Annotated in this window: 17 protein-coding genes; 11 read left to right on the top strand and 6 right to left on the bottom strand. The window is 60.5% G+C overall.

Going from position 1 to position 18,257, the window contains the following annotated elements:
- Positions 1-7 precede the first annotated feature (7 nt).
- The 5 genes from BR41_RS01960 (at position 8) to BR41_RS01940 (ending at position 4,744) form a co-directional block, all read left to right on the top strand.
- A complete protein-coding gene (locus tag BR41_RS01960) occupies positions 8-358 on the top strand; it encodes a hypothetical protein (protein ID WP_156970504.1) in 351 nt (116 codons plus the stop codon).
- Between the two features lie 196 nt (positions 359-554).
- Positions 555-1,406 (top strand): hypothetical protein, encoded by an 852-nt coding sequence (locus BR41_RS01955; protein WP_035052044.1) that lies wholly within the window; start codon positions 555-557, stop codon positions 1,404-1,406.
- 37 nt (positions 1,407-1,443) lie between these two features.
- Positions 1,444-1,992, top strand: coding sequence for a DUF1415 domain-containing protein (locus BR41_RS01950; protein ID WP_035052043.1), 549 nt, complete (start codon positions 1,444-1,446; stop codon positions 1,990-1,992).
- Between the two features lie 238 nt (positions 1,993-2,230).
- Complete coding sequence (locus BR41_RS01945) at positions 2,231-3,934, top strand: sensor domain-containing diguanylate cyclase (RefSeq protein WP_035052041.1); 1,704 nt, start codon at positions 2,231-2,233, stop codon at positions 3,932-3,934.
- 99 nt (positions 3,935-4,033) lie between these two features.
- Positions 4,034-4,744, top strand: coding sequence for a glutathione S-transferase family protein (locus BR41_RS01940; protein ID WP_035052039.1), 711 nt, complete (start codon positions 4,034-4,036; stop codon positions 4,742-4,744).
- Between the two features lie 131 nt (positions 4,745-4,875).
- Here BR41_RS01940 and BR41_RS01935 read toward each other — a convergent pair whose 3' ends face one another.
- Both BR41_RS01935 and BR41_RS01930 read right to left on the bottom strand, forming a co-directional pair.
- A complete protein-coding gene (locus BR41_RS01935) occupies positions 4,876-5,766 on the bottom strand; it encodes a carbohydrate ABC transporter permease (RefSeq protein ID WP_084186770.1) in 891 nt (296 codons plus the stop codon).
- The gene (locus tag BR41_RS01930; protein WP_035052037.1) at positions 5,763-6,647 is read right to left on the bottom strand and encodes a carbohydrate ABC transporter permease; all 885 of its coding nucleotides are present in this window, start codon (positions 6,645-6,647) and stop codon (positions 5,763-5,765) included. The genes BR41_RS01935 and BR41_RS01930 overlap by 4 nt, the downstream gene beginning before the upstream one ends.
- A 233-nt stretch (positions 6,648-6,880) precedes the next feature.
- On the opposite strand from BR41_RS01930, the gene BR41_RS01925 reads away from it, so the two are divergent.
- Positions 6,881-7,729, top strand: a complete 849-nt coding sequence (locus BR41_RS01925; protein WP_169741230.1) for a polysaccharide deacetylase family protein — start codon at positions 6,881-6,883, stop codon at positions 7,727-7,729.
- Between the two features lie 115 nt (positions 7,730-7,844).
- Positions 7,845-8,249: a GFA family protein gene (locus tag BR41_RS01920; RefSeq protein WP_035052035.1), complete on the top strand. Its 405-nt coding sequence runs from the start codon at positions 7,845-7,847 to the stop codon at positions 8,247-8,249.
- Between the two features lie 160 nt (positions 8,250-8,409).
- On the opposite strand, the gene BR41_RS01915 is transcribed toward BR41_RS01920, so the two are convergent.
- The gene (locus BR41_RS01915; RefSeq protein WP_035052033.1) at positions 8,410-9,198 is read right to left on the bottom strand and encodes an alpha/beta hydrolase family protein; all 789 of its coding nucleotides are present in this window, start codon (positions 9,196-9,198) and stop codon (positions 8,410-8,412) included.
- 181 nt (positions 9,199-9,379) lie between these two features.
- Here BR41_RS01915 and BR41_RS22580 point away from each other — a divergent pair, with 181 nt between their 5' ends.
- Together BR41_RS22580 and BR41_RS01905 are read left to right on the top strand one after the other, a co-directional pair.
- Positions 9,380-10,294 (top strand): helix-turn-helix domain-containing protein, encoded by a 915-nt coding sequence (locus BR41_RS22580; protein ID WP_051709802.1) that lies wholly within the window; start codon positions 9,380-9,382, stop codon positions 10,292-10,294.
- 55 nt (positions 10,295-10,349) lie between these two features.
- Entirely contained in the window at positions 10,350-11,276 is a 927-nt protein-coding gene (locus tag BR41_RS01905) for a glycoside hydrolase family 16 protein (RefSeq protein WP_051709799.1), read from the top strand.
- Positions 11,277-11,381: 105 nt separating this feature from the next.
- Here BR41_RS01905 and BR41_RS01900 read toward each other — a convergent pair whose 3' ends face one another.
- Together BR41_RS01900 and BR41_RS01895 are read right to left on the bottom strand one after the other, a co-directional pair.
- Positions 11,382-12,605 (bottom strand): MFS transporter, encoded by a 1,224-nt coding sequence (locus tag BR41_RS01900; protein ID WP_211251629.1) that lies wholly within the window; start codon positions 12,603-12,605, stop codon positions 11,382-11,384.
- Between the two features lie 71 nt (positions 12,606-12,676).
- Positions 12,677-13,474 (bottom strand): DeoR/GlpR family DNA-binding transcription regulator, encoded by a 798-nt coding sequence (locus tag BR41_RS01895; RefSeq protein WP_051709797.1) that lies wholly within the window; start codon positions 13,472-13,474, stop codon positions 12,677-12,679.
- A 403-nt stretch (positions 13,475-13,877) separates the two neighbouring features.
- Here BR41_RS01895 and BR41_RS22575 point away from each other — a divergent pair, with 403 nt between their 5' ends.
- Complete coding sequence (locus BR41_RS22575) at positions 13,878-14,996, top strand: HD-GYP domain-containing protein (protein WP_051709794.1); 1,119 nt, start codon at positions 13,878-13,880, stop codon at positions 14,994-14,996.
- A 107-nt stretch (positions 14,997-15,103) separates the two neighbouring features.
- Here the strand turns inward: BR41_RS22575 and trhP are convergent, their stop codons facing one another.
- Positions 15,104-16,480, bottom strand: coding sequence for a prephenate-dependent tRNA uridine(34) hydroxylase TrhP (gene trhP, locus BR41_RS01885; protein ID WP_035052030.1), 1,377 nt, complete (start codon positions 16,478-16,480; stop codon positions 15,104-15,106).
- A 366-nt stretch (positions 16,481-16,846) separates the two neighbouring features.
- Between trhP and BR41_RS01880 the strand changes: the two genes are divergently transcribed.
- Positions 16,847-18,142 carry a diguanylate cyclase domain-containing protein gene (locus BR41_RS01880; RefSeq protein WP_156970502.1) on the top strand — a complete coding sequence of 432 codons (1,296 nt, stop codon included), beginning with the start codon at positions 16,847-16,849 and terminating at the stop codon, positions 18,140-18,142.
- The last annotated feature ends 115 nt before the right edge of the window (positions 18,143-18,257 follow it).

Here is an 18,257-nt window from a genome sequence, read left to right as displayed (position 1 = left end):
CATGCGCATGCCCTGGAAAATCACCGCCGCAATCCTGTTTTGCGCACTCTACGGCGTCGACACGCAGGCTGCTGAAATTGCCTTCTCATCCCGGCAGGATTTCACCGCCATCAATCTGCAACTCAAGAATCAACATAACCCCGGTGCCATTACGCTAAATGTCGAGCTCTCCCCGGCTGCACAGGCACGCTTGGCCAGCGCATCACGCGAGGCGCTACACCAGAATCTGACGCTGATCATCGACGGTAAAAAGGTCAGCACGCCCAAGGTACAAGCCGTGCTGGATACCAGGCAACTGCAGATTTCGCTCTCAAGGGAAACGACGCAAGACTTGCTGCCGAGCCTGCTGCCCCGCTGAGTCAACCACCGATACAGCTTTATCCGCAAGCAGCAGGTCAGGCCAAATTCAGGCAAAATCCGGCATCTTTTCGCATATCCATTCCGCCCCGATGCCCGCCAACCGACTACTCCTGTGCTTCATCCTGCTCCCCCTTGTTTTCGCCGCTTGCGGCAAAGCCCCTCCGTCATCAGCCACGCTGGAACGTAACGCGCTGATGCAAGTTGTTTTCCCGGCCTGGCAAGACGGCAAACGCAATGTGGCGCTGGCAGTGGCGGATGATTCGGATCAGAAAGCCAGTGCCACCGCAGCCAGCCAACCCGCCACGGCACAACGCTGGTTCACGCTCGATCCCGATCAGGTAGTGCGGTTGGCCGAAGACCGGGCAGTGCTGATCACGACTGGATCAGAAGTCGACGAGCATGGCGCATCGCTGGCCGGGCACCCCTCGCCCGGCCTGATCAGCGCGTACTGGTTCAAACGCGATGGCGAACGCTGGATTGCCGACGGCAGCCAGAACGAAGTGGACTGGATCGGCTTCAGCGGCACGCCCGGCAAAACCCAAGTGGTGAAGCTCTCGGCCAACCGTTTTGCCCTGAGCGCGGAGCCAAGCAGCTGCTGGCAGGGCTATTGCGGTACATGGTTCGCGCTGTACGAGCTTGGCGCGCACAAGGTCACACCCTTGCTCAAAGAGGAAGCACTGGCCTCTGACAACATCAACGCAATGTCAGTCGACTGCGAACCCGTGCTGAAGCGACCGGCTGGCAGCGTAGACCAACACGAAGAGGAAGATGCCACGCGGCACGAGTGCTATTCCGTCACGGGGCAATGGCATATTCAGGCCGGAAAATCAGGCAAGGATCAGCCGGGTGATCTGGTCATCGATTTCCTGTCTCGCACCGAGCACCTCAAGACACTGAAAGCGGCCGAGGAAGATGAAGACGGTAACGTCACCAGCCAGGCGCTGGTTGCATCGACAATAGAGCACAGCAAACAACGCGCGCTCTATCGCTACCAGAACGGCAGCTACAAGCGTGTGAGTGGCACCAATCCAGTACCATCATTCTGATATTCACCTGCCCACCCATCACCGTACGAGCCGCAGCATGCGCCAAGAAGACATCCTCTCCGTCACCCGCCAATGGCTCGAAAAAGCCGTGATCGGCCTCAACCTCTGCCCGTTCGCCAAATCGGTGTATGTGAAGAATCAGGTGCGCATTGTGGTGAGCGAAGCCAGGCACCTCGATGGCTTCCTTGAAGACCTCGACCGCGAGCTGGATTTACTGGCCGCCACCGACCCGGCCGAAATCGACACCACATTGCTGATCCACCCGAGCCTGTTCGACGATTTCCTCATTTTCAACGACGTCACCGGCATCGCCGAAGAAGCCGTGGCCGAGCATGAGCTGGAAGGCGTGATCCAGGTCGCGAGCTTTCATCCCCAGTTCCAGTTCGACGGCACCGAGCCGGACGACATCAGCAACTACACCAACCGCTCGCCCTACCCCACGCTGCACCTGCTGCGCGAAGCCAGCATCGCCCGCGCAGTCGAAGCGTTTCCGGATGCCTCGGCAATCTTCGAGCGCAATATCGAGACGCTGCAAAAGCTGGGCTTGGCCGGCTGGCAGGCGTTGGGGCTCTCCAAACCGCTGTAGCACAAGCTCCCCGTAGCCCGCACGGCTTGGCCGGCCGGGGTGGCTCGATCCAATGGCGGTCCCGGCCGGCCAAGCCGGCCGGGGTACATGCTTCACGCCCATTACAGGCATAACCCGATCCCAGGGCCAGCCAACAAAGCCGTTCATCAGCAAAAAATCGAACCCAATAGCCATCCAGCCGGAAATGCGGCCGATGTGCGGCACAATTTAGTTGCCTCCCCGTTCAGCGGCTCCCCGCATGAATTCCAGCAAACTGACCTTCCTCCAGGCGAGCGCGCAACGCCTGTTGCGTGCATGGGCCGATGCCAGCTGGCTTGCCATCTCCGCCGGGCTCGTGCTGCTGTTGATCATCAGCGCGCTGGTCCTGATGCCGTTCAGCTCGCAAGAACGTGCGCTGCTGGCGGATTGGCGCGAGGTGATCACGGCACGTGCGGGCGGGCTCAATGCCAAACTCAGCCAGGTGGCCTATCAGGTGCGCAGCCAGCGCGAAGCCGCCGAAGCCCTGCTCGATAGTCAACACGCCTTGCCGTCGTCCCCGCTGTTTGCCTACATCCGCGATAGTACGGACGGGAAAAGCTTCAGCCTGGAGGACGTGCCGCCGGATGTGCAAGGCAATCTGATCGGCAACGTGTTCGGCGTCGGCCACATCGCGGAGCTGGATGCCTCGGCCCGGCGCGAATTGAACATGGCGCTGTGGCTGTTTCCACTGCACCGTGCCGCACTCAAGACCAGCCCGGAGCTGACCTGGCTGTATTACGGCTCCGCCCGCAAGATGTTCATCGTGTCGCCCTGGGCTTCGCAGCGAACCATGCTGGATCAGACTGGCGCGCCGGATATGGCCTCCTTGGTCAACAAGGCCGAGCAGATGGAATTCATGCAGCTGGGCACCCCGGCGCTCAACCCCGGCCGCCACGACTACTGGACACCACCGTACGACGACCCTGCCGGCAAGGGCATGATGATCACGCATGGCGCGCCGGTCTACGAAGGCAAGAACTTCCGTGGCGTGATGGCGGCCGACCTGTCGCTCGACTTCCTCAAGCGCTACGTGCAGACCGATCGCCTGCCGGGCGGACGGATCTATATCGTGCGCAACCCGCTGACCAGCAGCGGCAACATCCTCGCCGGCACTTATTACACGCTCACCCGTGGCGGCAAGCCGGAAACACTCGCCAATCACCTGCACTTGCCGGCCCAGGAGATCGAAACCGCCATCGCCAACCCCGGCGAATTCCACAAACTGGGCACCCGCTACATCCTGGCCTTGCCGGTGCGTGAAGCGGACTGGACCTTGGTCTATACACTCCCCCGGCAAGTCGCGCTGCTGGGCGTGCTGGAGCAGATGCGCCCGGCTGCCGGCGTGGTGATCGTGTTGTCACTGCTGCTGGGCTTCACCTTCTACAAACTGCGGCGCAGCACGCTCGCACTACGGGAAATGGCACTGCGCGATGGCCTGACCGGCACGCTGAACCGGCGCGCCATCTTCGATGCGATCAACCGCGAGCGGGCCCGCTACCGGCGCACCGGGCATGCCTATGCGCTGATTCTTGGCGATATCGATTTCTTCAAACAGGTCAATGACTTGCATGGCCACGGCACGGGTGACCAAGTGCTGTGCGGGGTGACGCAGGCATTGCAATCGGGCCTGCGTGGCTCCGACCTGCTGGCCCGTGTGGGTGGGGAAGAGTTCGTCATCCTGCTGCCCGACACCGCGCCGGAAGTCGCCGTGCAAACCGCCGAACGCCTGCGCCACCAGGTGGAAGCCATGTGCGTGCCGGCCGGGGAAAAGAACGTGTGCGTGACGATCAGCCTGGGCATCACTACCCCGCGCGATGCGGACGAACCCGTCGATGCGGTCTACCAGCGCGCCGATATCGCCCTCTATGCCGCCAAGTATTCCGGCCGGAATGCTTGCCACAGCTTCTTTCCGCATCACGAGTGATACCCGCCCTCAAGCGGCTGGCTGTCATCCAAAGTCTTTCAAATGCCGGAAGCATTGCCGTTACACTGGCCGCTTTCCTCGCCACGGAATGCGCATCGAATGATCACGCTCTACACCTTCGGCCCCGGCATGGGCCTGCCAGACCCCAGCCCGTTTGTCCTCAAGGGCCATGTGCTGATGAAAATGTCCGGCCAAGCCTTTCGTACCGATACGCACGGCTTTCGCCAAGCGCCCAAACACAAGCTGCCCTATATCGACGACAACGGCAAAAAGGTGGCGGATTCGACGCTGATCCGTTTTTATCTGGAACAGCAATATGGCATCGATTTCGACAACGGCTATTCCACCGAGCAACGCGCCCAAGCCTGGGCCGTGGAGAAGATGCTCGAAGAGCATCTGTATTTCATCGGTGCGTGGACGCGTTGGATAGACGACGGCAACTTCCAGCGCGGCCCGGCGATATTTTTCGCGAAGATTCCGCAACCGATGCGGGCGCTGATCCAGCGCGTGATTCGCAAGAAAGTCGGCAAGATGCTGTACGCCCAAGGGATCGGCCGCCACAGCGCGACCGAGATCGAAACCTTGGCCAAGCGCGATCTCGATGTGGTCGCCACCCTGCTCGGTGACAAGCCTTATCTGCTTGGAGATACCCCTTGCGGCACCGATGCCACCCTCTACGGCATGCTGGCGGTGTTCCTGAGCCCGGTGATTGAATCGCCCATCCGCACCCATGCCGAAACCAAGCGCAATCTGGTGGATTACGTGGCACGGATGCAGGCCCAGTATTTTCCGGATTTCAAACCGGCCTGAACCATCTGTATTTCGTAGGTTGGTTGAATGAAATGAAGCCCAACATTGACCGCGCACCAGGGGTGTTGGGCTTCGCTACGCTCAACACCAACCTACAACGCCCGTCTATTGATGAGTTGGCGAGCCCGACACTACGCCCGCGAATCCGCCACCCCACGCAAAAAGAACCGCTGCGTGGCCGCAAAACACACCATCACCGGCACGATCGCCAGCACCAGCGCCGCCATGATCAAACTGGTCGACGTCGCGAACGGGCCGGTCAGGTCGTTGAACACGCCCACGCTGATCGGCAACTTCAAGCGCGTATTCATGACCACCGCCGGCCATAGGTAATCGTTCCACGCCGTCACCAGCGTAAAGATCGTTAGCGTCGCCACGGCGGGTAGCGACATCGGGATGGCGATATGCCACAACAAACGCCACTCCCCCGCCCCATCGACCCGCGCCGCATCGAGCACCTCCGACGGCAGCTGCTCGAAATGCTGCTTCATCAGGAACACGCCAAACGCGCTGGCGATATTCGGCAGCACCGCGCCAGCATAGGTATCGAGCAAACCCAAGTGCGCACAGGTGAGGAAGTTCGGCACGATGCCGACTTCAGACGGCACCATCAGCGTGGCAATCAGCAGCCCGAACAGCCATTTCCGCCCGACAAACTCCAGCTGCGCAAAAGCAAAACCGGCCGGAATCGCCAACATCAGCGTGGCCGCCACCGTCATGCCGGACATCGCCACCGAATTGCGCAAATAGGTAAAAAACGGCATCACACCGATCACCCGCTTAAACCAATACACGCTCGGGTCATGCGGCAAGAAAGCCCGCGGAAACACCCAGATACCGGAGGGATCTTTCGACATCCCGACCGCCAGCACCCACACAAAGGGAAAGCCCATCAACGCCGCGAAAACGATCAGCCCGGCGTAGCGCGCACCAATGGCGGCGATCCGCTTGACGATGTTGATGGAGAACCCCTTGGCGGCCGCCCCGTCCACGATGATCTCCTGCACGGTAGCGCGCCTCATGTCCCCTTCCCCCAAATGCCGCGCGCGCCGAACACGCGAAACTGCACCGCCGCAATCGCAAAACACAACACCATGACCAGCACCGCCACCGCAGCCGCCAGCCCGAAGCCGTTGCCACCGCCAAAGGCCACGCTGTACATCCACATCAGCATCGTCACGGTATTTTGCGTGCGGTGCGTCAGCACGAGGATTTCCTGAAACGCCTTGAGCGCACCGATGGTCGTCAGCAGCGTGCACAGCAGCACGATGGGTTGCAGCGCCGGCAAGGTCACATGCCGGAAGCGCATCCAGGCTCCCGCGCCATCCAGCTCTGCCGCATCCAGCAGCGCCTTGGGCACCGTCTGCAAACCGGCCAGATACAGCACCATGTAATAGCCGACGTTTTTCCAGGTCGAGAACAACATCGCGGCATACAGCGACAACTTATCCAGCCCGATCCAGTCGACGCCTTCCGGGATGATATGCAGCGTGATCAACAGCCAGCTAAACATCCCGTCGTATTCGAAGACATGCCGCCACACCACCCCCGCCACCGAAATCGCGATCACCACCGGCACGTAATAGATGGCGCGAAACAAGCCAATGCCCACCAGCGGCCGTTGCACCAACAGCGCCAAGCCCAATGCCACCACCTGAATCACCGGCACCACCAGCAAGAACAGCAGCGAATTCCTCAACGCATACGGAAAGGAATCCGACTCGGCCAACGTCACGTAATTGGCAAAGCCATTCCAGACCGCCACATGCTCGGTCACGAAATAGTCATGCAGCGACAACCACATGTTGTAAAGCAATGGCCACAGGCTGAACACCGCGAACGGGATCAGGAACGGGGCGATGAACAGGTAGCCGGTATGACGACCGACACCGGGTTTGGCCATATGAAATCTCCGGGCAAGTCGATTCATTCTAATGGCATGTTTAGCGGTGTTTCGCGGGATTGCGAGGCGTGGACTGCAAAAGCGCAAGAATGGACAAGTCGGCGTGGCGTTAGCCCTGTATCAAATGGCTTGGCCGGCCGCTTGTGGAAAATGCGCAAAATCGGACAAGTCAGCCGATTATTTGTTTGGCATGCTTGATGCCTAGCACTGGAAGGTAGAACTAGAGGATGTTGATGCGACGCAAGATCGCGTATGGCCTGGCCGCTGTTGTGGCGGTGATGCTGGCCGTCTGGTGGGCTTGGGAATGGCTGCCGCCTGCGCCACCCGGCCCAAGTGCCGTGGCTGCTGATGCGCCCAAAGGCCCGCCCAAAGTCCGCACACCGTTCCGCAATTATTGGGGACAGACCCCGCTGGCGGATATGGAACGCCAGGGCACGAAGTATCCACATACCGTTTTCCTCGAAGGCCCCAAGCATCGGCGCTGGGTGGCGCTGACCTTTGACGATGGCCCGAGCGAATACACCAGCTCGCTGCTGGATGTGCTGAAGAAACACGGCGTAAAAGCCACCTTTTTCATGATGGGCACGCAGATGGACTTGCGGCCGTGGGCGGTACAGCGCGCCTGGCGCGAAGGCCACATGCTGGGCAACCACACCTATACGCACCCGCACTTGTCCGAGCTTGATCCGACGTATTTCTGGGACGAAGAGATCGGCAAGACACAGGGCATCTTCAAGCGCATCGTCGGCTTCGAACCCAAGATCATGCGTCCGCCCTATGGCGAGATCAGCGACAGCGAAATCGAAGACCTCGACCGGCGCGGCCTCAAGGTCATTCAGTGGTCGCTGGATACGCAGGATTGGTATCGCAACCGCATGCTGTTCGGCGCGCACAACATCGAACGCGCCACGCAAGAAGCCACGCACGAAGAGGCCATCATTCTGATGCACGACGGCGGTGGCAAGCGTTACAAGACGGTTGAAGCGGTCGACAAGCTGATTCCGTGGCTCAAGGCTGGCGGCTATGAATTCGTGACGGTGGATCAGATGCTGGGGCTGCCCAAGCAACCCCGGCCGGGCTGATTGCAGGGGCCTACACTTCGTCGGGTGGGCCATCGCGCCCCATCTCGGCCGTACATCGATCGGTTAGCGGTACGGATACCTCAATTCATGGATGACATTGATTGGAGATTCACCGATGCAAAAGACCTACAAGGGAAGTTGCCACTGCGGCGAGGTTCGCTTTGAAGCAGATATCGATCTCAGCGCCGGTACCGGCAAATGCAATTGCTCAATGTGCGCCAAATCGCGCAACTGGAGCGTGATCATCAAACCGGAAGCCTTCCGCCTGCTCGCCGGCGAATCGGAGTTGACCGAATACCAGTTCGGCACCTTCAGCGCCCACTACATGTTTTGCAAACACTGCGGCCTGCGGCCGTTCGGGCGTGGCTACATCGAACAAATTGGCGGTGCGTATGTGTCGGTCAATCTGGCCTGTCTGGATGATGTCGATCTGAAGGAGCTGGTCGAGGCACCGATCCACTATGCGGACGGACGCAATAACAACTGGCGTTGTACGCCGGATGAGATTCGGCATCTTTGAGTATTGCCAAGCGGCCGTAACCGATGTTGTCCCCCCCTTTTTGAAGGGGGGCCAGGGGGGATTTCGACACCGCATCAAATTTTCACCGACGCCGAAATCCCCCTCCATCCCCCTTTAAAAAGGGGGAAGTGAAAATCAGGGCTGCGCCCCCGATCCATCATCAACCTGGCAAATTCGCCGCAATGAAATCGACGATGCGTGTCTGCACCGCATCACCTTCCGGCCCGTCGAACAGGTCGACACCGTGCAAACCGGTGGAATACACGTTGATGGCCTTGGGCTCGGCGGCAACGTCTTGCATGTGTTGGGTATCGGCCACGTATTTGTCGTATTTGCTGTTGATGAACAGTTTGGCGGCCTTGGATGCCTTGAGCGCTTCGTCCGGCGCGGTGAGGCTGCCGAATTCGCGCGGGGATGAGATCACCACGTAGGCATCCGGCTTGGCAGCCAGCGCCGCTGGCACGGTGGCAATGCCGCCCATGCTTGCACCGACCAGCGCGAGATGGGTTGCGCCATGACTTCTGGCATAGGCCGCGGCGGCATCGAGATCGCGGCCGATCAGGCCGATTTCCAGTTTGCCGGCGGATGGCGGATAGCCGCGGAAGTTGTAGGTGAGTACGGCGTAGCCCTTGGCAAGCAAGCGCGATACCAGCGGCTGCCAGCTGTCCTGATCGTGGTTGTACTGGTGCGACAAGACAACGACGCTGCTGCCCTTGCCATAGAGCACACCAGATAGCGCAATGCCGTCCTCGCTGGTGAACGACACCTTGTCACCCTTCGGCGCGGGTTGCGGCGCAGGCGTCGGTGCAGCTTCTGCGACTGGTGTCGGCTTGGGTTTGGCGGTTTTGGCCGGCACCGCTGCAGCCGAACAAAGCATGAACGCCGCTAGCACAGCGTGCAGCGAATGGATCGGTGGATGGATTGATTTGCGGGTGAATTGCTTAGGCATGACAGGCTCCGAGGAAGCGCCGACACAAGCGTCGGCTCACGAAGACGGAGGCTAAAGCGGTGATCGGGCGGCGGCTTTGCCCGGTTGCAATTGTTTTGTGCGGAATGGCAAGTGATGGGGGTGCGTGGCGGCAGACAAGCGCCCGTCCTCCCCAATGAAGAATAACGAAAGGAGCCCAGGCATGGATCGCATCGCAGCCCCGCTGTCCTACATCGGTCGCGCTTATTACCCCGGCTACGCCCTACCCATCGCCGTGCATACCGGCGACGGACTGACCCCGATCGATCCAGGCGAACCACGTTACGTCATCGTGTATGTGCAGCGTGGCTCCGGCGTATTGCAGGTCAACGGCAAACCGATGCTGATCACTGCGCCCGCCGCGCTGTTGCTGGACGAAGCCACCCGGCCGACCATCCTGCGCGGCAACAAGCTGCAACTGCGCAGCGCCTGCTTCCACCCCGGCATCATCAACGCCAGCTTCACGCCGGATGCCATCCGCGTCACCCGGTACGAAGGCACCACCATGCACGATGCCTATCTGCTGGAGCCCTTCCTCGATCCAGCGCGCATGGGCCACCCCATGTCGCTCTCCCCGTCCGTGGCGGCGCAGATCGAAACCGCATTCACCCGTGTGCAAGCGGAGGGCGAAACCCAACGCGATGGCAATTGGCCGTGCCGCACCCGCTCCTGGCTGATCGAGTTGCTGTTCCACTTGCGCGTGCTGGCCGATGAGCCCGCCCAGATCACCCTCAACGCTGCCAGCGACAACCGGCTCGACCAAGCGCTGCTGATCGTGCACGAGCGCTACAACACGCTCTTTACCGTCGATGAGCTGGCGCGGCTGTGCGGCTCGAACCGCACCACGCTCAATGACCACTTCCGTCGCCGCACCGGCAGCAGCGTGCGCGAGTACGTGATCGCCCTGCGCATCCAGATGGCCGCCGCGCTGCTGCGCGATACCTTGCTGCCGATCACCGAAGTGATGGGCCGCGTGGGCTATGAGAACCAGAGCAACTTCACCCGAACCTTCCGCGCCACCACCGGCATGACACCCAAAACCTACCGCACGGCGCAGTGCTGGATGCTGAACTCGTAACATCGGTTGAGCGATAGCCATCAATCACATGCCCCCAATCACCAACGGACTCGCCATGCGCCGACTTGCCCTCGCCCTTGCCCCGCTCTGCCTGACCCTGGCGGCCTGCCAGAAAACTCCGTCCCCCGCGTCTGCAGCGGCGGCACCCAAGGCCGAACTGTTCGATGACTTCAGCTACGCCAAGCCCGATGACCTCGCCGCCCACGGCTGGATTGTCCGCACCGAAGCCGGCTGGCCCGGCCCATCTGGCGGCACTTGGGGCAAGGAGCGCATCACGTTTGTCGACGATCCGGCCCAGCCCGGCAACCGCCTGCTGCGGATGAATGCGGAAACGGATGGCAACACCACCAAACAGGCGCAGCTGTGTCACGCCCGCAAATATCTTGCCGGCACGTATGCAGCGCGCGTGCGCTTTACCGATGCCCCTGTCAGCGGGCCAGCGGGCGATAAGGTCGTGGAAACCTTCTACACCATCAGCCCGCTGCTCAAATCGATGGACCCGGATTACAGCGAAATCGACTTTGAATACCTGCCGGCCGGCGGCTGGGGCGTGGCCGGGTCGACGCTGTTCAAGACCAGCTGGGAGACCGCGCAGATCGAGCCCACCTTCATTGCGCGCAACGAACATCACATGGAAAGCGGCTCACAGGCGGGCTGGCATACCTTGGTGGTGCAAGTGGCGAATGATGAGACGGTCTATTTCCTCGATGGCAAGGAAACCGGCCGCCACGGCAAACGCAGCTATCCGCGCGTGCCGATGTCGATCAACTTCAACCTGTGGTTCATCGCTGACGGGATCATGCAAGGCCAACCGCAACGCCGCTGGGAAGAGGACGTGGATTGGGTCTACCACGCGGCCAAGACCGTGCTTTCACCACAGGAAGTGGATGCGCGGATTGCGGCCTTGCGGGAGAGCAAGACCGGGTTTGTGGATACGGTGCCAGCGGCGACACCGGCGCTACCTTCGCTGTGCAATATGTGACTCTTGTAGCGATAAAAGCCGTGCGGCCATTCCCCCCTTCCGCGAAGGGGGGTTAGGGGGGATTTCGACGCAGCATCAAATGTTCCACCGAAGCCGAAATCCCCCTCAGTCCCCCTTCAAAAAGGGGGAGGCTAAAACCTGAACCGCGCCACTCTCAACTGCCCGCTGCCGCACCCGCCCCGCATTCACCGCCACGATCAGCATCAACACCGCCACGCCGCCAAACGCCAGCGGCAACGATGTCGCCCGTGCCAGATAGCCGATCAGCGCCGGGCCAGCGAGCATGCCGGTGTAACCAAGCATGGTCACGGTCGGCAAGGCAGTGCTCGCCGCCACGCCCGGAATGCGGCTGGCAGCGCTGAACAGCACCGGCACCACGTTCGACGCACCCAGGCCGACCAGCACGAAGCCGACCAGACTCAGCAACGTCCAAGGTGCGACCACAATCATCACCATGCCCGACGCCGCCACGAGCCCGCCAAACAACACCACCCGCACCGGGCCGAGCGCATGGGTCACGCGGTCTCCGGTCAGGCGGCCGGTGGTCATCGCTACCGAGAAGGCGGCGTAACCGAAACCGGCGCGGGCCGCGTCTACACCGCGTTCAAAATGCAGGAACACCGCGCCCCAATCCAGAATCGCGCCCTCGGTCAGAAACGCGCAGAAACACAGCATGCCCAGGATCAGCACCATGCCATGTGGCAGGCCAAGCCGGCGTTGACTGCTTGCTGCCTTCTGCGCTGGATGCGGCTGATGCGGCATCAGATAGCGGTATTGCGTCAGTACGATGATCGCCGCGACCACGCCCACACCAACGGCACACACCAGCAACGGCAGCCCAGCCGACAACAAGCCCGCCAACGCCACGCCACCGACCAAGCCCCCCAAGGAAAACAGACCGTGGAAGGACGACATCAACGGTCGGCCGGCTTCGGCTTCCACCTCCACGGCTTGGTGATTCATCGCGACATCGATCACGCCAACGAGACCACCGAACATGAATAGCGCAACACCCAAGGTCAACGCCGATGAGGCCAGCACCAAGGACGGCACCGACAGTACGAGGAGCACGCCGGCAAAACGGATCACCTGGCCGCTACCCAAACGCCGCAGCACCACGCCGGCGAGCGGCATGGCCAGCATCGCACCCATGCCCAGCGCCAGCAGGATGCTGCCCAGCACCGCGTCATCCAGATGCAGTCGCGCTTTGGCGTACGGCACCATCGCTGCCCAGCTGGCGGTCGCGATGCCGATGATCAGGAAGACAAGCCGTGTGGCACGGCAAGCGGGTTGCCAGCGGGCGGCGGTGGGAAGCGTGAGATTTGACATCGTTGACCTATGCGGGTGACTCAAGGCGTTGGCGTTTGAAGTGGGTGGTTTGGAAGGATTCGCGGGACAAATCAGCTGGCTCGCACAATCTCCACCCCGCTGCGCGCCAGATGAGCCAGTTGATTAGCATCGGCATCCGCTTCGACCACGAGGTGCCCGACGTCCTGAATGTCGGCAATCGCAAACGGCGCGCCAGTGCCCAGCTTCTCGTTGGTGGCCACCGCGACAATCGCGCCGCAGCTGGCAACAAGCTGGCGCTTGAACGCGGCGTCTTCTGCGGTGCCAGCGCCCAGGCCAGCCTCGATATCGATGGCACACACACCCAGAAAGCACAGATCCGGCCGCATGCGCTGCACGTCCACCAAAGCCTGCCCACCCAGAATGCCGCCGACCTGATGATCCAGCCGGCCGCCAATCAACACCACTTCGATATCGTCCCGATCCATGAGCGCGACGGCGACGGCGGGCGAGTTGGTTGCAACCGTCAGGCCGATGTCTTCCGGCAGGGCTTTGGCGATTTCGACGTTGGTGGTGCCGGCATCCAGGAACACCAATTGGCCGCCTTGCACGAGGCGCACCGCAGCGAGCGCGAGCTTTTGCTTGCGGCCGATGTTCTCGCGGCTGCGCTCTAGGATCGGCCGGTTGGCTGCAGCCTGGGCAATCGCCCCGCCGTAGACGCGCTGACACACGCCTGCGGCGGCCAGCTCGCGCAGATCGCGGCGGATGGAGTCCTCTGAAATACCGAATTCAGCCGCCAGCTCTGCCGCCAGCACGCGACCATCGCGCACCAGCCGTTCCCGGATCAGCTGCTGGCGATCGGCGGGGAAAGCCGTATTCGCGGTGAACCGCTCCTTGCGTTCCAGACTCATCGACACCTTCTCCAAAACACGCACAACATCGCACAAACATGACAAATCATGCACAAACATGCAGACGAATGTCAACGCGCTCACACAAAAACATCCAAAAAAGCATGAATGCATTTGTGCAGTGCAAGAAATACAAATTGCGGGAATCGGCCTATGTTGCATTAGCCGCGCAATTTGTTTTCAAGCCAGAAAATCAGCTTATTCAAGCTGTTTAAAACGAATTAAAACGCCGACCAAATCGTATGAAACGCGTTTCAATAGTGACGATGAGCGGCCAAAACACACCGCTTGGCGGAAATCCGTTTCAGATAAGGTGAATTTGGCCGCATTGAGTATTCTCGGCAAATTGTTTCGGTTAACTTACATTGACTAAATCGAGACAAATCATAGAGATGGAGTCGCCATGAAGCCGTTTGCGTCGAGCCGTCTGCATCCGGGCTATACAATTCCTTATGACTTGTACGATGAATCAGGCCGGCTGATTTTGAAGGAAGGATTCAAGGTTGAATCAACCAGCTTGTGCGATAAGTTGCTGGATAAGGCGCTATTTTATAAACCCCCCGTTGCCGGCAGCAATAATTCCGCGTTCGATCTCCACCCTTCCCTGCGCGATCCATTCGGTTTTTATGATCAATTGGTGCGCGAATTGGATTCGCTGCTTTCCGGCCATGCGCCAAAAAATGATTTCCGCGCCCAGCTCGAAGGCGTGCGTGATGATCTGATCGCGCTGTGGAAGAACAAGCCGGATGCCGCGCTGGCATCGCTGCTGCATCTGCGTGAATCCGGCTGTTACTCCACCCAGCACGCCGTGCACTGCGCGGTGCTGGTGCTGTGTGCCAATGCCCATCTGGAATTGCCGCAAGAGCACTTCCCGTCGCTCCTTAGCGCCACGCTGACCATGAACATCGGCATGTACAGCCTGCAAAACCGGCTGTTCCAGCAATCTCAACAACTCTCACCCGAACAGCGCCAGCAGGTCGATTCGCACCCATTGGTCAGCGTGCAGGTACTGGAAGATGCCGGCGTGGCCGATCAGGAATGGCTGCGCATCGTGGCGCAGCATCACGAGGAATGGGATGGCAGCGGCTACCCCAACCATCTGGGCAAGGACGGGATCGACCCGCTGGCCCACATCCTGCATATCGCCGACGTGCTCGGTGCCAAGCTGTGGCCACGCGGCTATCGCGAAGCCATGGCGCCCAACAAGGCGCTGGGATTGATTTTTCAGGGCAAGCAGCTGAACCAGCACATCAGCTCCGCCCTGATCAAAGGGCTGGGTGTCTACCCGCCCGGCAGTCTGGTGCGTTTGAAAAATGGCGATGTGTGCCTGGTGACGCGCCGCTCTTTGCAAAAAGCCAACGCGCCCCGCGTGGTTGCGCTGTTCAATCAGCACCGCATGCCGGTCTGGCCGCCACAACCGCGCAATACCGCCGAAGAACAATACGCCATCAGCGAAGTGGTCAGCCCGGAAAAACTCAACCTGCGCCTGCCCGGCATTGCGCGGATTTGGGAATATGCGTGAGGCGCGCAGATTGTGTGTCGGGATTTTGTAGCCCGGACGGCTCAGCCGGCCGGGGCGCGACGGTGACAAGAACACCCCGGCCGCATTCGCGTCCGGGCTACGGTCGATCAAATCTCGGCAAACACCCGCGCAATCAAGGCGTTCTCGTACTTGGCATCCAGCGGAATCGAGACCTTCACGCCGTTGCCGGCAGCGGCAGACACCGATTCACCTTCCTTGCCGTGCATTTCCTTCAGCTCGATCAGCACATTGCCACTCGGGTGGATGATTTCCAGCGTGTCGCCGACTTCGAAGCGGTTCTTCACTTCGATATTCGCCCAGCCGTTTTCGATACCGCGCACTTCGCCCACGTACTGGCTGCGCTTAGCCTTGGAGTGGCCATCGAGGTAGTTCTGCGTTTCCTGGCTGTGGTGGCGTTGGTAAAAACCATCGGTGTAACCGCGATTGGCGAGGCCATCCAGATCGGCCAGCAGCGTCGGGTTGAAGGGCCGGCCGGCGACGGCATCATCAATCGCCTGGCGATACACCTGCGCGGTGCGCGAGACGTAATAGCGGCTCTTGGTGCGGCCTTCGATCTTGAGCGAATCCACGCCGATCTTCACCAGTCGCTCGATATGTTCGACCGCGCGCAAATCCTTGGAATTCATGATGTAGGTGCCGTGCTCGTCTTCCATGATCGGCATCATCTCGCCGGGGCGGCTGGCTTCTTCTATCAGGTAGACGTTATCGGCAGCCGGGTGGCGCGGCGTATCGCCAGCGGCGGCGAAGGCGTTGTTGGCTTCGTCCATCGCCTTGTTGAAATCGAACTTGATCACTTCCGGTTTGGCGGTGGCGGCAGCTTGACCGGCGTCGTCTTCAAACGCATCGACCACCTTGTAGTCCCAACGGCAGGCGTTGGTGCAGGTGCCTTGATTCGGATCGCGATGATTGAAATAACCGGAGAGCAGGCAGCGACCGGAGTAAGCAATGCACAGCGCGCCGTGCACGAACACTTCAAGCTCCATGTCCGGACATTCCTGGCGAACCTGCTCAACTTCATCGAGGCTCAATTCACGCGACAGAATCACGCGGGTCAGGCCCATCTTCTGCCAGAACTTCACGCCGGCGTAGTTCACTGTGTTGGCTTGCACCGACAAGTGCACCGGCACTTCCGGCCACTTCTCGCGCACCATCATGATCAGGCCCGGGTCGGCCATGATCAGTGCATCCGGCTTCATGGCGATGACCGGTTCCATGTCGGCCAGATAGGTCTTGATCTTGGCGTTGTGCGGCAGGATGTTGCTGGCGACAAACAGCTTTTTGCCCCGCGCATGCGCTTCGGCGATCCCGGTCTGCAGGTTCTCCAGCTTGAAATCGTTGTTGCGGGCGCGCAGCGAATAACGCGGCTGGCCGGCATAAACGGCATCGGCGCCGAAATCATAGGCGGCGCGCATACGGTCGAGGTCACCGGCGGGCAACAACAGTTCTGGGGTCTTGAGGGCCATGATGAATTCCGTAAAAGCAAAGCCCCGCAATGGCGGGGCGAGAGAGGTATGCCGCGATTATACGCGCTTTCGACACTTGCCCGTAATTTAGGCGGCATAACAAAAATCCAATCGAAACAGCGCCTTGATCGACTTGCCCACAGGGTTTCAACAGCGCAATCCCCGGTGAATGTGGATGTTTATTGGCCAATTGATGGTCGCGGTGCGTGTTCCAGCCCACCCAGCATCGACACATCCGGCAGCCACTCACACTGAAAGGCAATGGTCGCAGCCAATACCATCACCTAAACTTGAGAAATATCTAAAATATGCGCCGACCCGACAACGCAGCGGGACAAATCACGGACAGATCAGGGGGTAAGCAGGGTGAGCGAAGGTAGTGTTCTTTATGTCGAAGATGACGCATACCTCGCGTCGATGGTCGTACCGGCGCTAGAGCAGCGAAACCTGCGCGTGCGCTGGTTCGTCCGTGGGGAGGATGGCATTGCGGCGCTGTCCCGCGAGCGATTCGATGTGGTCGTCACTGACTACCGCTTACCCGGCTGCAGCGGGCTGGAGGTCGTCCAGGCCGTGGTTGCCCATGATCCTGACCTCCCCGTCATCATGCTATCCGGCTCGGGCGACCTCACCGTGGCGGTGACGGCCATCAAGCTCGGGGCCGTCGACTATTTGATCAAAGACCTCGAAAGCGCCTATCTGGATATCTTGCCGGCCATCGTCGTGCGGATACTGGAAACCCAGCGCCAGTTGCAGGACAAGAAACGCGTCGAAGCGGAGCTGGAAGCAGAACGGAACTGGTCCCGCCTGGCCATCGACCGCATCAGCCAGGGCTTGTCGGTATTCGATGCCGATTTGCGCCTGCAATTGTGCAACAAGCAGGTCCTCGCCTTCTGTGGCTACCCGGAAGAACTCGGCCGGCGTGGCACGCCGTTAGAGGCGTTCTTGCACTTCAATGCGGCACGCGGGGACTACGGCGAGGCATCCAGCGAGGAAGATATCCGTCGCCGACTGGATCGCGCCCGTGAACCCACCCGCTTTCGCTTCGAGCGGCGCTTTGGCGACACCGTGGTTGAAGTCTGCCGTGAGCCGCTGCCGCAAGGCGGTTTCGTGGTGACCTATACCGACATCACCGAGCGCTGGCTGGCAGAGCAGCAAATTCACTTCCAGGCGTATCACGATGCGCTGACCGGCTTGCCCAACCGGCGACAATTCCACGTGATGCTGGAAAACGAACTGCTGCGTGCCAAGCGCAGTGGTCATGGCATCGCGGTCCTGTTCATCGATCTGGACGGCTTCAAGGCAGTAAATGATCGCTATGGCCATCAGGCGGGCGATGCCTTGCTGGTGGAAGCCGCGCAACGCCTGAAGCTATATGTTCGCGATTCAGACGTAGTCGCGCGGCAAGGCGGGGACGAATTCCTGGTGTTGCTGACGCGCATCGAGGAAGCACAAGCGCAGAACGTCGCGGGCAAATTGATCGAAGCCTTGTCGGCCCCCTTCCCGGTCAATGGCGAGCTGGCGCCGATCTCGGCCAGCATCGGCATCGCTCGCTTCCCGGAGGCCGGCACATCAGGCGACGAGCTGGTGCGCGCTGCCGACCGGGCCATGTATCAAGCCAAGGCCGCCGGCAAGGGTCGTTATTTCACCGCCCTCACCTTGTAACGCCAGCAGCACGCACTGGCCGTCCGAAAAGTCACTGACACACTGATCACCGCAATGCACCGGGCCTGCCCCTTGGCCCGGCGCAATATTGTTCGCGCAGTTGTGTATAACGAGA

Source organism: Andreprevotia chitinilytica DSM 18519 (assembly GCF_000711875.1).
GTDB lineage: Bacteria > Pseudomonadota > Gammaproteobacteria > Burkholderiales > Chitinibacteraceae > Andreprevotia > Andreprevotia chitinilytica.
Note: the sequence above shows the minus strand (reverse complement) of the source record. Positions and strands in the feature narration are given on the sequence as shown.